Here is a 19,578-nt window from a genome sequence, read left to right as displayed (position 1 = left end):
TCAAGCCTGCACATCAACCGTTGTACCGTTTGTTCTAGACACAGCACTAATTTTATCAAACTGATTTCAAGATACCCGATATTGTCAGCAAACCGTTTAAGTACTGAGTACTAGGTTCGGTCGAATCAAGTCATAGACACAAGCAAGTTCTCTGCTGAATTCAAACTGTTTGTTGATAATGCCGCCAGCCATATGAGAGTGCCCACCGCCAAAACCAATCCCTTTTTCATTAAGAGCTCTTCTAACTATCTTCGCGACATTGTTTTTTGAACACTCTGAACGGAGAGAAATAAAGGTTTTCTCTCTATTTCTAGCCGTGAGGACGACAATATCGATCTCATCAACGCTCAGCAGGAAATCTCCTAATACGCCAAGCATATTTTTAGGGCACCCCTCAGGAAGTACAGCAAATGCTGCATTTTTTTCACGACGTAAGCTATCGAGCATTGAATAGAAAAGTTTTAATTCGTGAAACTCTACTTGATTACGACAAATTTTGTTAACCATATCATTGTTGGCCTTAGCCTGAAGATACAACAGTGCTTTTAGATCAGCAGTTCCTACCCCTCGGGTAAAATTTGCGGTATCAAAGCTCAAACCAACCAGTAGTGCTGTTGCGATATTCTGTGGCATCGGCAAAGAAAAATAGCGGTAATATTCAACCATAATGGTTGCAGTTGAACCGTAGTTTGAGCGTATATCGGAATACCATACAAAATCAGGCGCTTTCACTTGATGGTGATCTATCACTCCCACTTCTATCCCAGGAAAGTCGATAACATTTTTCTCACCAATACAACCATCAACAACAATAATCTTATCATCCGGTTGCAATTTTAAATCTTTTGGCTCGTAGATTGGGATATCTATCCAATCGATTAAGTTTCTGAGTGACACTCTATCTATGTAACCATGAAACGTAATAAACGGGCACAACCCTTTCTTTTTTAATAAATATGCCAGAGCGTATGCGGAAGAGATCGCATCATGGTCAGGGAAGTCATGAGCTTGGATAATGATTCTCTTATCACCCTTAAGCCGCTCTAGAAAGCTTTCGAACTTTAAATTTGCCATAATCCAACTGCTAATAATGTTCTAGCTTCGTAAAAAGCTAGAACTGATGTGTTAATGATTAACTCTTATGAATTAAACGATATTCAGTGTTAGACAAAATAGCTTCTTCTAGAGCCCCTACACCTAACGTACTGTAACCATAGAAATTAGGCTTCGCATTCAAGCGTAAAGACTGTACGCTCTTTACGACATGTTTATCCATAGTCAGCGAGTCAACAACTTCAGAAAGCAATTTCCTATTGTTTTTTGTCAAAGGTGTAATGAATTCACTAGCGCCACTGATTGAAGAATATAAGTAGCCAAACTCACCGCCATTATTTTCTTCAATGTAATAATTGCCGGTTCTAGCGAACGACGCTCGAATTTCATTGACACTTTCAATGGCATTAAAAGGTTGGTTGAAAAACTCCGAACCACCTGCATGTTCTAATGTTTCAGGTGTAAAGCCTTCATCTGGAAATACAAGATAAGCAACAATTGCATTATCTCTAGTAATAGATGAAAGAATAAAGTTATCGTCTTTGTAGTACTTTATAACGTCATCGCCAGTTGAACGCTTGATATAAACAGGGGCACCAAATGTCTGATCTAATACTTCAGCTGATGAGCGGATGTACACTTTTTCAAGCTTTTTGTGTGACGGAATATCAGTCATTTGTGAAAGACCAAAATCAACCATCTTTTCGATTGCATCAAAACTATCGTTAAACCCACCCAAAGCAATTGAAACTACAGACAACAAACCAATAGTGCGCGCCAAGTTCCCTTTACTTTGAGCCTCTAACAACGACTCTTGGTTATCTTGGAGCTCTTTGAGCTCATCTTGAATTTCTTTTGGAACGTCTTTTTTTTGTTCTTCAGACATGATCAGCCTTTAATCTCGTCAATTGTATCCATCAATGCATCTTTACCGTCTTCAGCACGTTCTTGCACTCGCTCAAAAGCCTCTGTATCCATTATATTTTTAATTTCATCGCTGTAATTAAGACCTAGGTAAATACCAATGACGATGAAAAATAAAGCAAAAATCTTAAACATTGTTACTCTCAACAACTCTAAAAAGGGATTAAAGCACACGCCTTTCCATGTGCTTGCTACAAGCTTATTTGTATAGTGCGATACGGCTGTTCACTTTCTTCAAATAATTTTTTGTTTCATCGTATGGCAACTTCGCGACCAATTGGTTGTACACTTCTTCAGGAGTCATCTTATTGATCACTTTAGATGCTTTACCAATGCTAGTTGAGCGGTCTTTGTTAAACGCTCGGGCAACATTTCCCGCACCGGTGTTGTAAGCCGCAATAATGCAATACAAACGACTTTGATCATTCTCGATCTTACGTAAATATTTACTATTTAGGATGTCTAAATAAGCAGTACCAGTTTCAACATTGATGACGGGTTGATACAAATCTGAAGCCTTCATTGGCGCATCAATATTTCGAACTTGTTTATTTACATCATGCCCAGCGCTGGTCGGAACAACTTGCATAAGACCAAATGCCGGAACGTGGGATTTAGCATCTGGGCGGAAAGCAGACTCAGAGTGCATGATCGCCATAATCAGTGCTGCATCTATTTCCCAGTTCTTGCTTTCTTTCTCTGCGAGAGGTGTATATTTGCTCGCACGAGATTTCAAGCTATTCTCAGGAAGCTTCACTTTATAGCTGACCACCTTCTTAGACTGACTAGGAACAGATACTATGTCGGAAGTTGGTTTTAGCTTCACAGCTTGAGTTTTAGGTGTAACCTTCACCAGTTTTTCAGCTACTTTCGGAGCTTCTTGTACTGGCGTTGACTCTACCTTTTCAACTACTTTTGCTTTTTCAGCTACTAACATCTCTGGTTGACCAACCGCGATGCCATGTTTGGCTCGCATTTCGTTGTAGAGCTTAGTCTGAGCAGCAATACGCTCTTGTGCTTTAGTAAGCAGTGCTAGTTTCTTATTGTGAGCTCGCTGGTAGATGAACGAGTCAGGAATTCCGGTATCAGATTGAATCAATCGCTCCGCTTGAACATCAAGTTCATTCATTTGACTCTGCGTTTGTTCAATAACAAAGTTCTTTTCTTGTTGCTCTTTATCTAAAGAATACAAAACCGCATGGTCTTCCGCTTTCAGATTGGCTAGATCAACCGTTTTCCCCTCAACTTCAACAGGGATTTTTCTTACAAGCGCTTCTATCTCTTCAGGGCTACTGTCTTCATCAACTAAAACAGAAACCGTAGCGGTATTACTTTCATAATCCACTGCAGTCTTTACTTGGTCGTTTTGTGAATAATCGACCTGTTTTGTTTGAGAAGATACCTCTCCTTCACCCCAAGTTTTAATAAGGTCTGTTCGGCGCTCATCAAGTCTATTGGTATATTCGTCACGCCATTGTTCATACTCATCCAAGTATGCATTTACATAAGCATGAAATTCTTTAAGTTTTTCTTCTTGGGATTGACTTGTTTTTACAACCGCATTATTAAGTTGTTGCTTTTGGCTATCTGACACTGCGAGTGTTGGAAAGCTAACAGCTGCTGAAATTGCAATAGCCAGCCCGGTCTTGGTGATCGTTTTATACATAACTAACTCCGAGAGTGTATAGAAACAAAGGCCACTCTATAGGTGGCCTTTTTCACTTTAACTAATCGTCAAACAACGATTATTTTTTCAAAGAATCGAATACGGCAGCAAGATCTGCGGCTGCCTTTTCGTCGTTGAATTGATTCCAAAGAGCAGAATCTTCACCACCTACTTCGTCGATAATTTTATTCATATTTGCATCATAAGCAGCTTGGTCCATGCCAACTAATACATAAAGACCGCCTGCAGGACTTGCTTGGCTTACCAATATTCGGCTATTTGTAAGTCTTTTACTCACTACCGATTTAGTAATGTTTTCAAATGCCTCTTGAACATTCTCAGTTACTAGTGATACGCCTTCCCCAGCAGATGTTGAGACAGCACCGTCGGTAGCAGATTGAAATAGGTTACTCACATCTGTTTCAAATTCCGCAGCAAGGTTTACACGAGCATCATTCACAGCAATTTTGCGCATAACGCTCATACCTGCTGCGCTTTTCTTCGCATAACCTGTTGCACCAATCGCTACATCTGTAGGAACCACATCACAGATCCAACCAGGGGCTTCGACAGTCGGCGCATCTGGGAACGTGCATGACGCAAAATTTTGAGCTTGCTCTAGTGTATTGTTGTTGCTTTGGCAGCCAACTAGAGCTGTAACTAGTGACGTTGCAATAATTAGTTTTTTCATATATTAAAAGCTATCCATAACGTTTTTTGTGTATCATTTTCAATTAGTAAATCTGCAAATGATCATTTGATATTTGATGCGTCAATCTTACCTGTGATGCATTTCTCTACTCTTTGTGACATTTCTGAATTAATCACAACTCAGTAGAAACTATAAAAATCAGCTAACCTGTTATGTGTAATAAACAATGTTTTTTAAACATAAAAAGTCCTATCAGACTAACGCTTAAAGCACTCTGATTTGGTATTCATTAAGTACATCAACTTTCGAGCGGTAGTTTGGCTGATGGGTACGTAACACAGGCTCAATGTCTTGAACTAGATCACTTGCGTCGCTAAGCGACCTTAACTGAATAACAATATTGCCACCCTTTTGACTTGATTTAATATCCGAAACCCCATTCATATCACCAATCAAACGGTAAAGTTGCCCCTGTTTGCCTGCGGCTTTCTGTGAAAAAATAAGTTCTCGAATAGGCCCACCACGACTTGCCATTATTTGCACCGACGATTGAAGTTCACGCTTTAGGGCAATTTGATTACCTTCAACAGCCAAGTGAACAGCTGCAAGTTCATTGAGCATGCCCGCTTTGTTCGGTAACGTCATGAAAGTCGGGTCGTTGTGCCAACTACCATAACGGTTGCCAGCACGATCGATTACGGTTGCCGATAGATCAAGCTGAAGACCAGAAGACGTCACTTTTTGGGTTTCTTGAACATCAAGAATGACACTAGATTGCGCCGGGTTCGAAGCAAGATCAAAGCCCATCTCTGCGAGTGCATTTGAAAATGTATTTTTTACGACTGGGAGATCTGCACCAACATAGATTGAAGGTTGTCCAAGGCTTTTTATCAATCTTGCTATTTTCGCTTCCATCTTCTGTCGTTCAACAAACACATCAAGCGTAACGGTTACAGAACCGTTAGGTTTTTCCTGATAAGAAATTTCATTCCAACTGGAAATCATGCCTTGAGGTTCCATCGAAAGTGATTGCATTGCGATTTCTTGCAAATCGAAATCATTACTGCTTTCTGTTCCTGACAGGGTATCGTAAGACTTTTGCATGTGACCAGAATGGACCATAGCGCCAAGTACCCGACTAATAGCGCGTTTGAAGGCGTCTTGTTCCGCCGCTTGCCTTGCACTCAATGCCAATTTGTTACTTTCGCGGCCTTCACCAACAACCACGACAGACATAACCGGTGAGTCATCCCATTCAATACCGTCGTCAATATTGGCAAACCCAGTATTAAGTTCTGGTGCTAGACGCACTGTTACACAAGTATCATCCCCTTGAATTTCAGGTGCACTGAAGTCGGCATTGACATCACCGGCAGCAATGCTTGTTATCAATAAATCGCGGCTCTCTTGATCAAATTGATCCTCAACCAACGCACTATCTTCAGTTGAAAAAGAAACTGAGATTTTACCCTGCAAAAACAAGCGAAGATTATTTAAACCGTCAGCTTTTGCTGACTCAATGGCCATCGCCCCTCGACCATATGCACATCCTTGCTCAATAAGAGCCAACGTAGGCTGGCTCTTATCTAATTCCAATGCAGGAATGGACATACATACAAATAAGGTACTAATGGCAAAGCTTGTGCTTAGCCTTTTGCCGCCCATGTACTACGCTCCTTCATAAACTCCATAGGCACACCAACACTTACAGCGAAAATACGACGTTGGCGATCAGGACGATAAATTCCGTCCTCAGCAATGTCTTTCACTTCGTCGGCTATGCTGCTGTCTTTCCAGCGAACAATTTTTCCTTGGGCACTTTGTTGGCTTGGGTTAACAGTAGCAACACCAATAGGTTCAACAAAACCTGCGCTGTATTCGAATATAACCATGGTCTCATTAGGCAATACACCTGCGTTTTGGCCGCGGTCTAATGAAATTCGGTCGCCTTTAATACCCACAACCTGAGCGGTAGCCGGCATTTCTTTGAGCAAACGCGTTAACATAATATCGAAGCCGCGTGATGACATTTCATTAAGAACGGCATCAACATCTTTACCACTGGTGTAGTTAAAACCTCGATAATAATCGCCATTTGCTATCACTGTGGTGTAACTGTCTTTATCGCGTACATCGAAGTTAGAAACACGTATCTTACCGATATTCGGATAGCTCAATTTTTCACGTGTATATGGATCAATCACACCTGTCGTCATTTCCATTGACGTTTGGAACAAAGACTGGGTTGAACCGAACAACATGTCAGCTGTTTTGAGTACATCGACTTTCATAATGTAATCGGTAGACAACTTGCCGCGACTTCCTGCCTTTTTAGCTACGTTTACCGCGCCTTCGTCTATCAGAATTTCTTCCATCGCAGTGTTAACAGCATCGGTATCACGCGTCAAAATGCGGAAGCGGTTAACGCCTGCAAACTGGTTTTCTAAAGTATTCTCTAACGCTTTGGTTTGGAATTTACTGATGCTTGAGTGCATGGAATTAAAAACATCAGCAGATTTTCCCTGAAGATTTTCATTCACATCCGTTTTCACATCACCAAAATACAAACGAATTGTTTTTTTCGCGAGTGGACAACGAGTGTCTTTTTCTTCTGCTTCATAGGTACAGAATTGAAGACCTTGGGTATTGAAGTACGCTGGTACTTCAATATCCTCACTGCTAAATTCGTGTGCTGATTTGCCGATAACCAGCGATGAATTTCCCGCATTACTTTCGACAGAATACGTTTGGCTACCTTGGTTACTCTGACAACCCGTTAGTGTAATTGCAGCAGTAACTAAACCGGCAATTCGAGAAAATTTCATTATGATTTCACTTTGTCAGCAACAACTTTATCTAGGTTCTCAAGTTGTTCGATAGTGTTTTTATCCATAGAAATAAGTGAGTTGGCATCTAATGCAAGTAGCGAGCGAGCTTCCATCTCATGGTAAGCTTCAACAACGGGTACCGTTTCCTCTCCGCTTGCTTCACCTTCTTTCTCGCTTGAGACTGCTGCAAAAAAGCTATCCATTGCGCCACCCGCAGAATCATGCGCAAGTGCCGATGCATGTTGAGATGCAATGTAAGTTAGTTCAGCCGCTTGAACGGCGATATCTGCCGCCAGTTTTAAGTTTTTCTGGAAGATTTCGTCAGAGGCTTTTTTGTAAGCTTCTACTTGAGGGGTAATCATTTTATTTGTAGGTTTACCTTCATCGAATTCGCTCATTGCAACACGAAGTTCTTCATCAGACTTATCCGCGTTTACTGCTAGGAAACCAGCAACATCACCATGTTTAGAAGCAAGAGTGCGGTAGTCGTTAAACACTGAACATTGGCGCTCTTGCAGTGACACCATCACTTTTGATGCTTTATCAACGGCGAATGATACAGGTGTGAACTCTGTACCTAGTTCTTTACAGTTCAGAGTAAGTTCCTTGCTTGTAGCTTCGCGGTCTACGTTTGCTGATTCCATACCTGGAATTGATGAACAACCAGCCATCACTGATACGACTAAACCTGCAAGGATTGTTTTCTTAAGCATTTTGAGAACCTTTAATTCAAGAGAGTATAAATAGAGTTTTTATTAAGAATTTTTGTTATTTTCGTATGAGCAGCATCAAGTGCTTTCTCTTTACTAGTCGAAGACTTTCCTATCTCCGATAAAACCTTTTGGCTAACCGCCACATTGGGATTTTTAGCTTCAAAGACTTGTAGTATTAGATCTTGCTTAGCAATGTAAGTGTTGTTTTTTTTGCCTTGTCTTACATTACCTTTGATATAAACAATGATGTCGCCTTGCGAAGTCGCTCCTAGGTTTTGAGTGAGCAAAGCTTTCGTTTGTGTGGAATACATATCTGAAGCAGAACGGATAGAAACACTGAAATTTTGAATACGTTTAATTACATTTCTTTCGAGAACAAGTTGTGGTTCATAGAATGTTTTTGCAACATCATGATCTAACGATGACAACACTAATAGTGATTCTCTATTACTCTTCAATAAGGTATGAGCTTTGTTCGTGAATACAGCACCTTTCCAGTAGCTTTCTTGGGGAGTTAAATATTGTTGAGCGATCTGGTGGTTCTTATCAATATCAATTGACAACTGATCAACCCACACATCCACGTTAACTCTAAATAGGTAGTTGCACCCAGAATCATCACATTGCGATGTCATTACTTCCATATTTGAAATGCTAATAGGTACCGAAGTAATTTCAGATTTAGTACTGATTACTTGACCATATTTATCGTGAGTTCCAACCAATTCGCCGTTTTTTATTTCTGTTGTGGTTTCGGATATCATGGAGGTACTCTCAGATGCCTGCACAGTGCTATTTACCCGAAAAGCTAGATTTTCTTTCGCATCGATCGTTGCTTCTGATTTGTTTTTACCAATACCTTCTACTTCCCAATAAGATTGAGCGAAAGCTGGGTTCGATAAGCAAAAGAAGCAACAAGTGATTAACAGTTTGAATGTAATATTATTTGTCTTCACGTGACGTCCACCAAAGTTTGTTTTCGCATGGTACAAAATTAGTTTTTTTCAATCAATCAGATATACATATGGTTGAAGTGAAGATATGTGCGTCATACTCATCATTTTAGGCAGAGGAAATGTGATATCAGTTCCAAGTGTCAACATTTCGACTCCTATATACCCCAATGCTTGAAGGGCTATTGCATGGTTATTCTGGATTAGAAGTCAAAATCATGACACCGTCAATTTACTAAATATATATAGGTTATATTGAGTTTTAATATTTATCATAATTGTGAGCTAATACCCGTTTTAAAGAATTTTCATATTGTTTTAATTATCTATAGGTAGAGAAAATAATTGGTTTCTAATCCAATTTATTTAATCCTCCCCATATATATTGTGCAATATTTGGACTCCAACGCTGATTTCTAACCTTGAAATTTTCTAATCATCAAGAAAAATAAATTCGATAATCATACAAAAAATAGATTTCACTTTGATGGGTTAAACTAAAAAGACATTATATTGATAGAGCTATCAATATAATTCGGTAGGGCTTCTGAACTAACAGGAAATAGGTTAATATTTAATCTTAGATTAAATAAATATAACTTTAATAAGAAGATAATAAACCGTTAATAATTTAATCCTTGAATGCAATATGATGTCTTTGACATCATTGAACGAGCATTAATTACAAGTCGAATTTTAGACTAATTAACAGGGATTTAAATCAACGTACACTCTGTCAGTGGTTGGGGATATTACTTTAGGGTTGATGAGAAGATCGTGAAGGAAGAAATATTATAAGGTACTACAAATGACCGGTGAAAAGTTAGTTCTATATAAATCCAACGAGTATTACCATGAGCGTTCACGTCTAAACAGCAATGGCTAGATGCCGTAGAAGAACTTGGCCAACTCGCTTTGAAAATCACAGTACTCAACTAGGTACAGCGCTTATCAAGCGCTACAAAAATAATAGAGTTAGATACACTTAGCAAAAACTAACAACAATAGTGTTTTGGTATGATGTCTCTCAATTTAACCTGACCAACAACGTTCCATTGAACCTAGCATTATCAACAAATGCGGCAGGTTACAATATTAAATCACTAGTAGCTTACTCTATTGAGCAAACTACTAATCATCTAGTTTGTGAAGCAACGGCTTCACCTACATCCCAACAAAGAAACTGATCACTAACGCGTTAATCAAATCAACAAAGAAACCACACACTAATGGCACCACAATGAACGCTTGTGGGCTTGCGCCATAGCGGTGAGTTACCGCGGTCATATTAACAATTGCAGTTGCTGTCGAGCCAAGGGTGATACCACCGAAGCCTGAACATATCACTACAGAATCGTAGTTTCTTCCCATCAAGTAATAAACGACGAATATCGTAAACAGCAGTGAAAGCAGGATCTGGATACTCATGACAACAGAAATATAGCCAAACAGTCCATCGAGATCCCAGATACGCAGCCCCATCAAGGCCATGGTCAAGAACATACCTAAGCAGATATCAGAGATCATCGCTAAGCCTTTACGGCCTTGAGCAATTTTCTCTTGTGTACGGCGCTTCTTGAACAATGATCGACCAATATTTCCTATGAGGATACCAGCAATTAAGCAGCTTACGAATAACGGGAGTTTTAAGCCCATCGAATCGATAACTTCGCTCAAGCTGTAACCGAGCATCAGTGTTAAGTTGAGAATCAACCACGCCCACAAGACACCGTAATGGCTCAATTCAATGCGAGTTTCACTTTCTTGGTATGCACCAACTGTCACATCTTCTTCATTGGATGGACTCACTCTGTGCTTGTTTAGTAGGTAGTTGGCAATTGGACCACCAACCACACACGCCGCTATCAAACCAACCGTATTTGACGCCACACCTAGCTCTAGCGCGTTAGCAATACCGAACTCTTCCACAAACATTGGAGCCCACGCTAACGTTGTACCTACGCCACCGATTAAGCTAACAGAGCCCGATAACAAACCAGCTTTAGGATCCATTCCAAAGCCAGAAGCTACAGCCATCCCGACCACGTTTTGCAGAACGATAAAGACGGCAGCAAGAAACAATAGAATGAACAACGGACGCCCACCCTTAATCAGTGTCTTAATATCCGCTTGGAGTCCGATACCAGCAAAAAAGTAGAGAAGTAAAAAGTCTCTGACATCTAGGCTAAAGGTGATTTGGATTTCAAAAATATAGTAAAGCGCCGCTACGGTCGCAGCACAAACAAAGCCACCAATCACAGGCTCTGGTAGTGAATACTTTCTTAATACTTCAGATCGTTCAATCAAACCTTTACCGATAAACAGTAACGAAATCGCGATAGTAAAAGAGAGCATTGGAGAAACTAGGGTTTCTGTCATGGGGTAATGAATTCCTAATAGTTAGATTATTAATAATATTTCGTACTATTAATAATCTAGATTCATACCAAAAGATCAAGCGTTTATCGATGATAAAAACACCAAATATGGTTCATTCTGCGACGCCATTAATAGAGGAAATAACTGTAAAGAAATGATTAAAGGAATTGATACTAGGGATGGATGTAGATGACGTGAAATATAGGGGCTCTAAAACGAGAAAACCCGAGCATTTCTGCTAGGGTTTTGAATAGTGGTGGAAGGATGGGGATTTGAACCCCAGATACGCTATAAACGTATACTCGCTTTCCAGGCGAGCGCCTTAAGCCACTCAGCCATCCTTCCACAAATTGTGTGTTGAGCTTGTCACTCAACGAGGCGCTACTTTATTGATTCTGCTTGCTTTGGTCAAGGGGCTTTGTCAAAAAAAGTGCCTTTTTCAGTTTGTTCGATTACAAATTAACTCATTAGATCAAAAACAAACCAAATTTCATTCTTTCGCTGCACTTACGCTTGTTGCTTTTCTTAAGCTTGTTGATAGTAGCCCGGAACTCGAAACCATTTACGGCACATATCTAGGAAGTAGCCATAAAGTACGCCCATACCACACGAGATAACCGCATTACTGGTTACAGCCGTAACGATCTGGTCGCTTGAAGCACCCACCGCCAATAAAATACCGGCATACACAGGCGACTGGAACAACACGTAAGCTAAAAGGTCAGAAATATTCTTCATCAACGAACTTTGTGAAAGCTTTGCACCATTACGCAAGAACCAATCACGAAAAACACCATAAGGCCAAGCGATAGCAATGTTTACTGGGATAGATAACGTTCGAGAAGCGAGAGACTGCTCAAATGTCATACCAGAAATAAACACTTCTACAATCATGCCTGAAATAAAACAGAAAACGACCATAGCAAATGTATCCGCAGCTGCGTTTCGAATACAAAATGGACCACGAGACTTCATTGACGTTAAACCTAAAATATATCACTACCTATTGAGTGAATTAGCAACATATAAACAAGGTGTTTTTACACCACACCAGATAATGTCGCTATTAAATCACAAGATTAGTAGTCATACATTCCAAATTAAAAATCAAGTTGTAAATTAACAACCAAAAACCACTTAAAAAGCAGTCACTTCCACCAATAAATCTTATCAAGGTCAAATAGTAGACAATTCGTTATTAATTTTCTGTAATTAAACAACATCTAAGCCATAGGTATATTTACAGTAATGATATTGATGACATCTTGAGAAGGAGGCTCTCCCAGAGATACCTGTTCTATTGCCTTATCAACTTGATAGGTAAGTTCAGCATTGTTCATAGGTTCAACGTGGACACGTAGGCTCTCTAGTGCAAATTGAATCAGTTCTAGGTTGTTGTCTTCTAGCGCCACATACAGCGTCACTAACAGCTCTTCGGTGTTATCTTTATTTCGCAGATCAGGTTTAGGCAGTGACTCACTTTTACTTTTAGAGTTGTGTTTTTTTACATCCTGGCTTTCGAGAGCATCCGCTTTTACTTCATGGTATTGGTAAAGCTTATTTGAATAGCGGAACAACGCGTCATCCAGTTCACGCTCATCAATCGGCTTAGCGATAATGTAGTCCACACCCGCCCCGAGCATACGTTCGCGAGTCTCTTTAAAGACATCAGCCGTACAACCAAATACCAGTACCGATGACACATCACCTATCAAAGCACGAATCGCTGTGGTTGATTCAACGCCATCCATCACAGGCATATGGTTATCCATGAGTACCAAATCAAAGCGCTCGGCAACCACTGCTTGTATTGCAAGTTCACCATTTTCGACGCTCTTACAAGTGAAACCTTTGCTGCTCATGAAGGTTTCAATGATCACCGTATTCGTTCGGTTATCCTCGACAATCAATACTTTTAAGCCTGAGTAGTCCAACTTCTTATGTGGCAAACTCTCTATCTCACCAGGCTGACATGGTTGAATCTTCAATCGAACATCAAAGCTCGTGCCTATCCCTTCTTCACTGGTAACGGTAATACTGCCATCCATCAATTGGGCAATTTTCTTCACTATCGCTAAGCCAAGGCCTGTACCGCCAAAACGTCTTGTGGTCGAAGACTCCGCTTGTTCAAATGGTTTAAAAATACGCTTTTGAGCTTCTTTAGAGATACCAATTCCGGTGTCGCGAACTCGAATACTCAGATAGGTGTCACTCCCCTCTACGACTTCTTTCAGGTACACCTCGACAAAGCCTCTGGAAGTAAACTTCACCGCGTTGTTCAATAGATTAAACAAGATTTGTCGTAGACGTGCTTTATCTGAGAAGTACCAACGACCAGAAGGCACCTCAGAGTACACTTTGAATTGCAGCCCTTTCTCGGAAGAGAGTGTGTAGTAGACACTGTTGATACTGCCGATGATCGAATCGAGTGGGAAGCGAGTCTCATCAAGATCCAGCCTTCCCTGCTCGATCTTCGAAAAGTCTAAGATCTCGTTGAGTAAGGTCATCATGTGATCACCGGACTCATACAAACTCTTTAGATGCTTCTCTTGTTCAGAATTTAGAGGCGTTTTTAATAGGATCTGAGCAGTACCTAATACCCCATTCATAGGGGTGCGAATTTCATGTGACAGGGTCGCAAGAAAAGCAGTTTTAGCATTGGTGGATGCCTGAGCTTTAACCTTTTCCGCTTCAAGATAAATGGTCTTTTCGTTGAAGGTTTTAATCAAATGACCGATTTCGTCATCACTTGAGTAGTCAACATCGATGATTTCGCCTGCTTTCGAGCTATCTACCTGTACGGCAATCGTTGTAATTGGGCTAATCAAATAACGGTTCAATAAGTAGTAACCCGCCATCACACAAAGTAGTAATAGCGGAACAATACCGCCCTCAATACTCATCACCTGACGAAATACTTCGTCTGCTACACGTGACTTAGAATTAACCACATCCACTTGCCAACCGAAATCACCAAATTGATTGCTACTGATGTAGATCCCTTCAACGAGATTGAAGTTATGCGAAACCAATACTTGATTGAGTTTATCTCTGAGCATAATGCCAAGATTGTATTCTTCGGCGTGGTTCTTGATAAAGCCTAGCAACTCTTCAAGCGAGAGATCCACCGTCGCAACGCCAGCAAAAATGCCGTCGTAATAATAAGGCGATGAAGCAGTAATCATTCGAACGTGTGTGTATGGGTCGATATACACATCGCTCCAAGAGATGGTTCCTTGTTTTTTGTTGACTACAGAGGTGTACCAATACTCTTCTTGATAAGGAGCATTTTTAGGATTGTTGTAAGAAAACAGCTGATCAATTTTTCCATCGTCGGCTTTATTGAAAAAGTGGCTGTTAAGACGCTTTTTAGAGTCAAACGCATAAGGTTCAGGCCAAATTCCGGCACTGACGATCGTATCGTCGCTCGCCGCCAACATCGACTTAAAGAGCGGAATAACATCATCAGTGTTGTGATGTGCTTGAGCAAAGCCAACTAGACTATTTACAAAGCCTTGAGAGCTGCTGAGTGGCTCTGTAATCAATGCGGATAAAAGTTGTGTACGCAAGTCGAGGTTTTGTTGTAATTTGGCGCGCACAGGGGATTCTACGACGTAATACGTCACACTACCGACAATGGCAATAAACATCGCAAGGTATAACCCAAGCGCTATCATACTTTTTTTCTTTAAAGACGACCGTATCTGCATAATTCTTTTATTGTTTTCTTTTCTGTTAAACCTAGTGTTTATCATCCATGACATCAAGCCTTTTTAGATTGAAGCTTGATTGGCACAAGTTCATTGGTACTATAAGCGCAAATATGTTCCCTTTTACGGTACCTCACTTTGACTTTACAAGATATTCTTGCGCTTCCAGAGTTGGAAGGAAAGCTAATCACAGAACACAAAACCATGGGATTTGTCACTGCAATGGCAGCGGCGCCTAATGTGTTAACGCCGCATGAGTGGCTACCGTTCCTTTGGGGTGGCGAAGAAGTTGCTCCATTTACAGACGGTGAGCAACTTGAAAGCTACATTGAAGTTATCATCACGCTTTGGAATAAAACACGTCCTGAGCTAATCGAAGGTACTTGGGTTTGGCCTGAAGCGTGCCAATTAGATGATGCAGAAGTGGTGAACACCGCTGCTCGTGATTTCTGTGAAGGCTTACTTCAAGGCTGGCAGATCGCCCGTGATGACTGGGAAACACTAATGCCTGAAGAGAGCGAAGACAACGCCCTTGTCGGTGGTGTATTACTTTCTCTAAGTATGCTTTACGATCCAGAAACGTCAATTGCAACGCTTGCAGAACAAGGCATTGAAGGCTTAGAGCAATTCGAAGAGATCTTCAACGCGGTTCCAGTGATGCTTTGCGGTCTAACGCAGCGTGGTATCGCACTAGCAGAAGCTCAATAAGCTAGATAAGCAGTGCAAAAGAATTAAGCTCAACTTGCTTAACTCGATCAAACGATAACAAAAAGGCCTCACGATGAGGCCTTTTTTAGATCTGAAGGAACGGTGTTAGCTTAAAAGCCTTTCCAATCAAAGTGATCGATACGTTCATCGGCAATATAAAATAACTTAGTCCCACTGCTGACAACTTGATCAAGTTCTGGGTTAAGTTCAATACCACTACCCGTATCAATCGCGATCAGCGTTGCTTGATACTTCTCTTTAAACACTGAGAAAATAGGCGCAACGGTGACAGGCTCAGCATTTTCAGGGAAGTACGTTGAATACTGTGTCATGCCTCTTGTGGAACTTAATAGCTCTTGGTGAAGCGCACTAGAACCAGGGTCAACAGCAGCTTTAGCCAGCATTTCCGCACCCACAGCAGGAATACATTCTGAATTTGGACAATGCTTATGTAGCAGGTCGCTCAACGCTTCATCTTTAAAATAAACCAGTAAGTGAGCTTTCGGATTTCGGTTAGCACAGTAAAGTGCTGCAGACAGGGTAATGTCGTCTTCTGGGTTATCAATCAGAATGCAACTCGCAGACTCAATACCCGTTTTCTCCATCTCTTTGCCATCTGTGTAGCTGTTTACTTTGACGAAATTGATTTCACCGGGTAACGGGTTTTCGATATCTGAACGAGTACATAATACGATTGGTCGCTTACCCGTTTCTTCGTGTTGCAGCATGCGGATGAGGTGAATAGTTCTTTGTTCATTCCATCCCAGCATCAAAATGTGGTTGTCCACTCTAACTCTCCTTTTTCCTAGCAAGCCTGCTCGCCAATATTCAACACCTTCGGTTGCAACCTTACCGAGCAAAGCTGCGAAAAGGCTCAGCCCACCGGGAATAACAAATAGGATTACAATCCATCGACCTGCATCCGTTGTCGGTGACAGATCTCCGTAACCAACGGTTGACGCTGTCACGACCAGATAATAGGCAAATGTTGTGATTGAGTTGGTTAAATCCGTTTCACCAGCGACGTACAGCATCGACCACGACAAGAATATGTAGCCTAGAAACGTAAACAGTAAGTTTTTGCCATTCAAAACAAAGATGTTTGCTTTGATCCAGCGTTTGAGTTGTAACCAGATTATCATTCGAGCCCCAATCTTAATCTCTTACTTACATGCTAGAAAAAATACGCGATATCAACAAGATATATCATCAGAAAAAGATACATAAGAACAACATTGATATCGATAGCCAATATTCAGATACAAAAAAACCAGCACTCGGCTGGTTTTTCTCTTGATGAGAAAAGCAAAACAGTGATTAAGCTGGACTGCTATATATCATCACGGCAACGAAATTAAGCGTTGCCTTTAACCTGTAGGTTAAGCTGTTCGGCAAAATCTAGCATGCGGTTCAATGGGATAAGAGACTTCACACGTAGTTCGTCAGAAACGAAAATTTCGTGTTGCTTACCACCATGCTCAAGTGCGTTTTCAATCGCTTCAAGGCCATTCATAGCCATCCAAGGACAGTGTGCGCAGCTGCGACAAGTTGCACCAGCACCCGCAGTCGGCGCTTCAATCAGCTCTTTTTCAGGAACCAATTGTTGCATCTTAAAGAAGATACCTTTGTCTGTCGCGACAATCATCTGTGGATGAGGTAGCTCTTTCGCCTTCTTGATCAGTTGGCTTGTTGAGCCTACAGCATCAGCCAGTTCAACCACGCTTGCTGGTGATTCAGGGTGAACCAAAATAGCCGCGTCTGGGTAGACCGATTTCATTTTCTTCAAAGCATCAGCTGAGAATTCATCATGAACGATACACTCACCTTGCCAAAGCAACATGTCAGCGCCAGTTTGATTTGCAATGTAAGAACCTAGGTGGCGGTCTGGCCCCCAAATAATGGGTTTGCCTTCAGCATCTAAGCTTTCAACAATTTCCAAAGCAATGCTCGACGTAACCACCCAATCTGCGCGAGCTTTAACCGCTGCAGAGGTGTTCGCGTATACAACCACAGTGTGGTCAGGGTGAGCATCACAAAATTCTGTAAATTTGTCAGCAGGACAACCCAGATCAAGTGAACATTCAGCTTCAAGCGTTGGCATTAAAATGCGTTTTTCAGGGGTAAGGATCTTTGCAGATTCACCCATAAAACGAACACCAGCGATAATCAAAGTGCTTGCTGAATGACGGTTACCAAACTTAGCCATTTCTAATGAATCGCCAACGAAACCACCAGTTTCTTCTGCCAGAGCCTGAATTTCAGGATCGGTGTAGTAGTGTGCAATTAGAACTGCATCTTTTTCTTGAAGTAGTTTTTTGATGTTTGCGATGTGGGCCTGTTTCTGAGCGTCGCTCAATGGAACTGGCTTAGGCGGAAACGGGTAAACTGTATCGATTTTATCTAGTATATGACTCATTGCTCTTGCTCTACGCAACTTCTTCCGAGGATTAGAGTATTCTACACAGGACAGCGATAAGGATCAAAAAGGATTGGTTGCAAGTAGTGACTAGCTAATACTTAAAACGCATAAACAAGGCGATGTGTTGGCAGCATAAAGAAGATAAGTAGACACTAAACGGGAGTGATCAGGTATAAAAAAGAGGTACCTGAGCACCCCTATTTTGTTTTACAAGTGGGTTTTAGCCACTTTAGCCGAAGCACTGTTTGGGTACTCGGTAACGACTTGTTGGTAATATTTCTTAGCTTGCGCCGCGTTGTTGTTGCGTGCAGCTATGTCACCAAGCTTAACCAGCGCATCTGCTCGCTTATTTGAGTCTTTGTATGACACAACAGCGGCAAAGCTCTTCACGGCTTCTTTATCTTGCTTCTTAGCAAAATAAAGCTGACCTAACCAGTAGTGTGAGTTAGGTGTGAAGGTTGAATCTGGGAAGTCTTTTTGAAACTTTTGAAATGCTGTGATAGCACCCGTATAGTCTCGTTGCTTTAGAATCATATCTACAGCATTTTGATAAGCGGTTTGCTCATCCATATCAGTACTGAACGTACCAGAAGCGTCTTTAGAGCCTTCGCTCACCGCTACTGCTACCGTTGCCGTTCCTGCTGCTTTCACCTCGCCTCTCACACGATCCAGTTCAATGAACAGTTCGCGTTGGCGCTCTAGCATTTGCTTCATATCGTAGCTGTTTCGTTCCAGCTCACCACGAAGTTCACTGATCTCCAGTGCCATGTCGTCGATTTGCTGTTGCATTTGAAGCTGAACGAGATTGCGATTTTGAAGCAGGCGCTCTAAACGCTCAATATCTGATTCGTTAGATGCAGACGCTGCTTGAGAGGAAGATGATGAATTGGTTGCGGTGCTATTGAGATCGGATACTGGAGCTGGTGCAGCGAACGTAGTGTTCGCTGCACTTGCCAGTAACGAAAGCAAAATGACTCGCTTTGTGTTACTGAACATGAGGCAATTCCTCAATTATATAGTCTACTAAAATTAGTAAACTAGTACTGCGCGACGGTTTTTAGCGTACACATCTTCAGATTGACCTAGAAGAAGTGGCTTCTCTTCACCGTAGCTTACGATAGAGATTTGGTCTGCTTGAACACCTAGAGCTTGTAGGTATTTCGCTACAGCTTGTGCACGACGCTCGCCAAGTGCGATGTTGTACTCAGGAGTACCGCGTTCGTCAGCGTGACCTTCGATAGTAACGTTCATGTCAACGTTGTTGCTTAGGTAAGCTGCGTGAGCTGCTAGAATTTCTTCGTAGTCGCCAGCGATAGTAGAGTTATCGAATGCAAAGTAGATTGTTTGAGTTTCGCGTAGCGCTTGCTCTTTAAGCTCTTGCTCAGACAGTTGAGCGTTAGCATCAATTGGCGTTACAACAGTTGTGTCTACGTTGCCTTCTGAACCTGAAGTTGTTTGGTTGCTTTCAGTACCTGAAGTTGCAGATGTTGCTTCATCAGTTGAGCTACATGCCGTTACTGCCATCACTGGTAGTGCAATCATCAAGCCTTTAAGAACTTTGTTAAGTTGCATC

General features: G+C 41.4%; 17 protein-coding genes and 1 tRNA gene. 1 reads left to right on the top strand and 17 read right to left on the bottom strand.

Annotated elements, in window-relative coordinates; translation table 11 throughout:
• Window positions 1-96: 96 nt before the first annotated feature.
• The 13 genes from AC3CHU_RS05730 to AC3CHU_RS05670 form a co-directional block, all read right to left on the bottom strand.
• Window positions 97-1,074 (bottom strand): DHH family phosphoesterase, encoded by a 978-nt coding sequence (locus AC3CHU_RS05730; protein ID WP_171314169.1) that lies wholly within the window; start codon window positions 1,072-1,074, stop codon window positions 97-99.
• A 58-nt stretch (window positions 1,075-1,132) separates the two neighbouring features.
• Window positions 1,133-1,939 (bottom strand): ETEC_3214 domain-containing protein, encoded by an 807-nt coding sequence (locus AC3CHU_RS05725; protein WP_171314168.1) that lies wholly within the window; start codon window positions 1,937-1,939, stop codon window positions 1,133-1,135.
• Between the two features lie 2 nt (window positions 1,940-1,941).
• The gene (locus AC3CHU_RS05720; protein ID WP_017076175.1) at window positions 1,942-2,112 is read right to left on the bottom strand and encodes a hypothetical protein; all 171 of its coding nucleotides are present in this window, start codon (window positions 2,110-2,112) and stop codon (window positions 1,942-1,944) included.
• A gap of 64 nt (window positions 2,113-2,176) precedes the next feature.
• On the bottom strand, window positions 2,177-3,643 hold the full coding sequence (locus tag AC3CHU_RS05715) for a transglycosylase SLT domain-containing protein (protein ID WP_171314167.1): 1,467 nt from the start codon (window positions 3,641-3,643) through the stop codon (window positions 2,177-2,179).
• Window positions 3,644-3,722: 79 nt separating this feature from the next.
• Window positions 3,723-4,334 (bottom strand): LPP20 family lipoprotein, encoded by a 612-nt coding sequence (locus tag AC3CHU_RS05710; protein WP_171314166.1) that lies wholly within the window; start codon window positions 4,332-4,334, stop codon window positions 3,723-3,725.
• Between the two features lie 225 nt (window positions 4,335-4,559).
• The gene (locus AC3CHU_RS05705) at window positions 4,560-5,960 is read right to left on the bottom strand and encodes a hypothetical protein (protein WP_171314165.1); all 1,401 of its coding nucleotides are present in this window, start codon (window positions 5,958-5,960) and stop codon (window positions 4,560-4,562) included.
• A complete protein-coding gene (locus AC3CHU_RS05700; RefSeq protein ID WP_114633758.1) occupies window positions 5,942-7,120 on the bottom strand; it encodes an aldehyde dehydrogenase family protein in 1,179 nt (392 codons plus the stop codon). The genes AC3CHU_RS05705 and AC3CHU_RS05700 overlap by 19 nt, the downstream gene beginning before the upstream one ends.
• Complete coding sequence (locus AC3CHU_RS05695; protein WP_488525219.1) at window positions 7,120-7,836, bottom strand: hypothetical protein; 717 nt, start codon at window positions 7,834-7,836, stop codon at window positions 7,120-7,122. Before AC3CHU_RS05695 ends, AC3CHU_RS05700 begins: the two co-directional genes overlap by 1 nt.
• Before the next feature lie 11 nt (window positions 7,837-7,847).
• Window positions 7,848-8,792, bottom strand: coding sequence for a hypothetical protein (locus AC3CHU_RS05690; protein ID WP_479277247.1), 945 nt, complete (start codon window positions 8,790-8,792; stop codon window positions 7,848-7,850).
• A 1,161-nt stretch (window positions 8,793-9,953) separates the two neighbouring features.
• A complete protein-coding gene (gene gltS, locus AC3CHU_RS05685; protein ID WP_488525218.1) occupies window positions 9,954-11,168 on the bottom strand; it encodes a sodium/glutamate symporter in 1,215 nt (404 codons plus the stop codon).
• A gap of 254 nt (window positions 11,169-11,422) precedes the next feature.
• Window positions 11,423-11,513 (bottom strand) — tRNA-Ser (locus AC3CHU_RS05680).
• A gap of 180 nt (window positions 11,514-11,693) precedes the next feature.
• Window positions 11,694-12,143, bottom strand: coding sequence for an L-alanine exporter AlaE (locus AC3CHU_RS05675; protein WP_017105736.1), 450 nt, complete (start codon window positions 12,141-12,143; stop codon window positions 11,694-11,696).
• Window positions 12,144-12,391: 248 nt separating this feature from the next.
• The gene (locus AC3CHU_RS05670) at window positions 12,392-14,878 is read right to left on the bottom strand and encodes an ATP-binding protein (protein ID WP_488525217.1); all 2,487 of its coding nucleotides are present in this window, start codon (window positions 14,876-14,878) and stop codon (window positions 12,392-12,394) included.
• Between the two features lie 138 nt (window positions 14,879-15,016).
• On the opposite strand from AC3CHU_RS05670, the gene AC3CHU_RS05665 reads away from it, so the two are divergent.
• On the top strand, window positions 15,017-15,586 hold the full coding sequence (locus AC3CHU_RS05665) for a UPF0149 family protein (RefSeq protein ID WP_017083925.1): 570 nt from the start codon (window positions 15,017-15,019) through the stop codon (window positions 15,584-15,586).
• A 110-nt stretch (window positions 15,587-15,696) separates the two neighbouring features.
• On the opposite strand, the gene AC3CHU_RS05660 is transcribed toward AC3CHU_RS05665, so the two are convergent.
• From AC3CHU_RS05660 to pal, 4 genes are all read right to left on the bottom strand, one after another.
• Window positions 15,697-16,728 carry a potassium channel family protein gene (locus tag AC3CHU_RS05660; protein WP_286293253.1) on the bottom strand — a complete coding sequence of 344 codons (1,032 nt, stop codon included), beginning with the start codon at window positions 16,726-16,728 and terminating at the stop codon, window positions 15,697-15,699.
• 212 nt (window positions 16,729-16,940) lie between these two features.
• A complete protein-coding gene (gene nadA, locus AC3CHU_RS05655; RefSeq protein ID WP_488525216.1) occupies window positions 16,941-18,002 on the bottom strand; it encodes a quinolinate synthase NadA in 1,062 nt (353 codons plus the stop codon).
• 210 nt (window positions 18,003-18,212) lie between these two features.
• On the bottom strand, window positions 18,213-19,001 hold the full coding sequence (gene ybgF, locus AC3CHU_RS05650; protein WP_488525215.1) for a tol-pal system protein YbgF: 789 nt from the start codon (window positions 18,999-19,001) through the stop codon (window positions 18,213-18,215).
• Between the two features lie 33 nt (window positions 19,002-19,034).
• A complete protein-coding gene (gene pal, locus AC3CHU_RS05645; RefSeq protein ID WP_004736484.1) occupies window positions 19,035-19,577 on the bottom strand; it encodes a peptidoglycan-associated lipoprotein Pal in 543 nt (180 codons plus the stop codon).
• Window position 19,578: the final 1 nt, after the last annotated feature.

Source organism: Vibrio sp. QJM3NY_39, assembly GCF_057785895.1.
The sequence above is the reverse complement of the archived record's forward strand: the minus strand, read 5'-3'. Positions and strand labels throughout refer to the sequence as shown.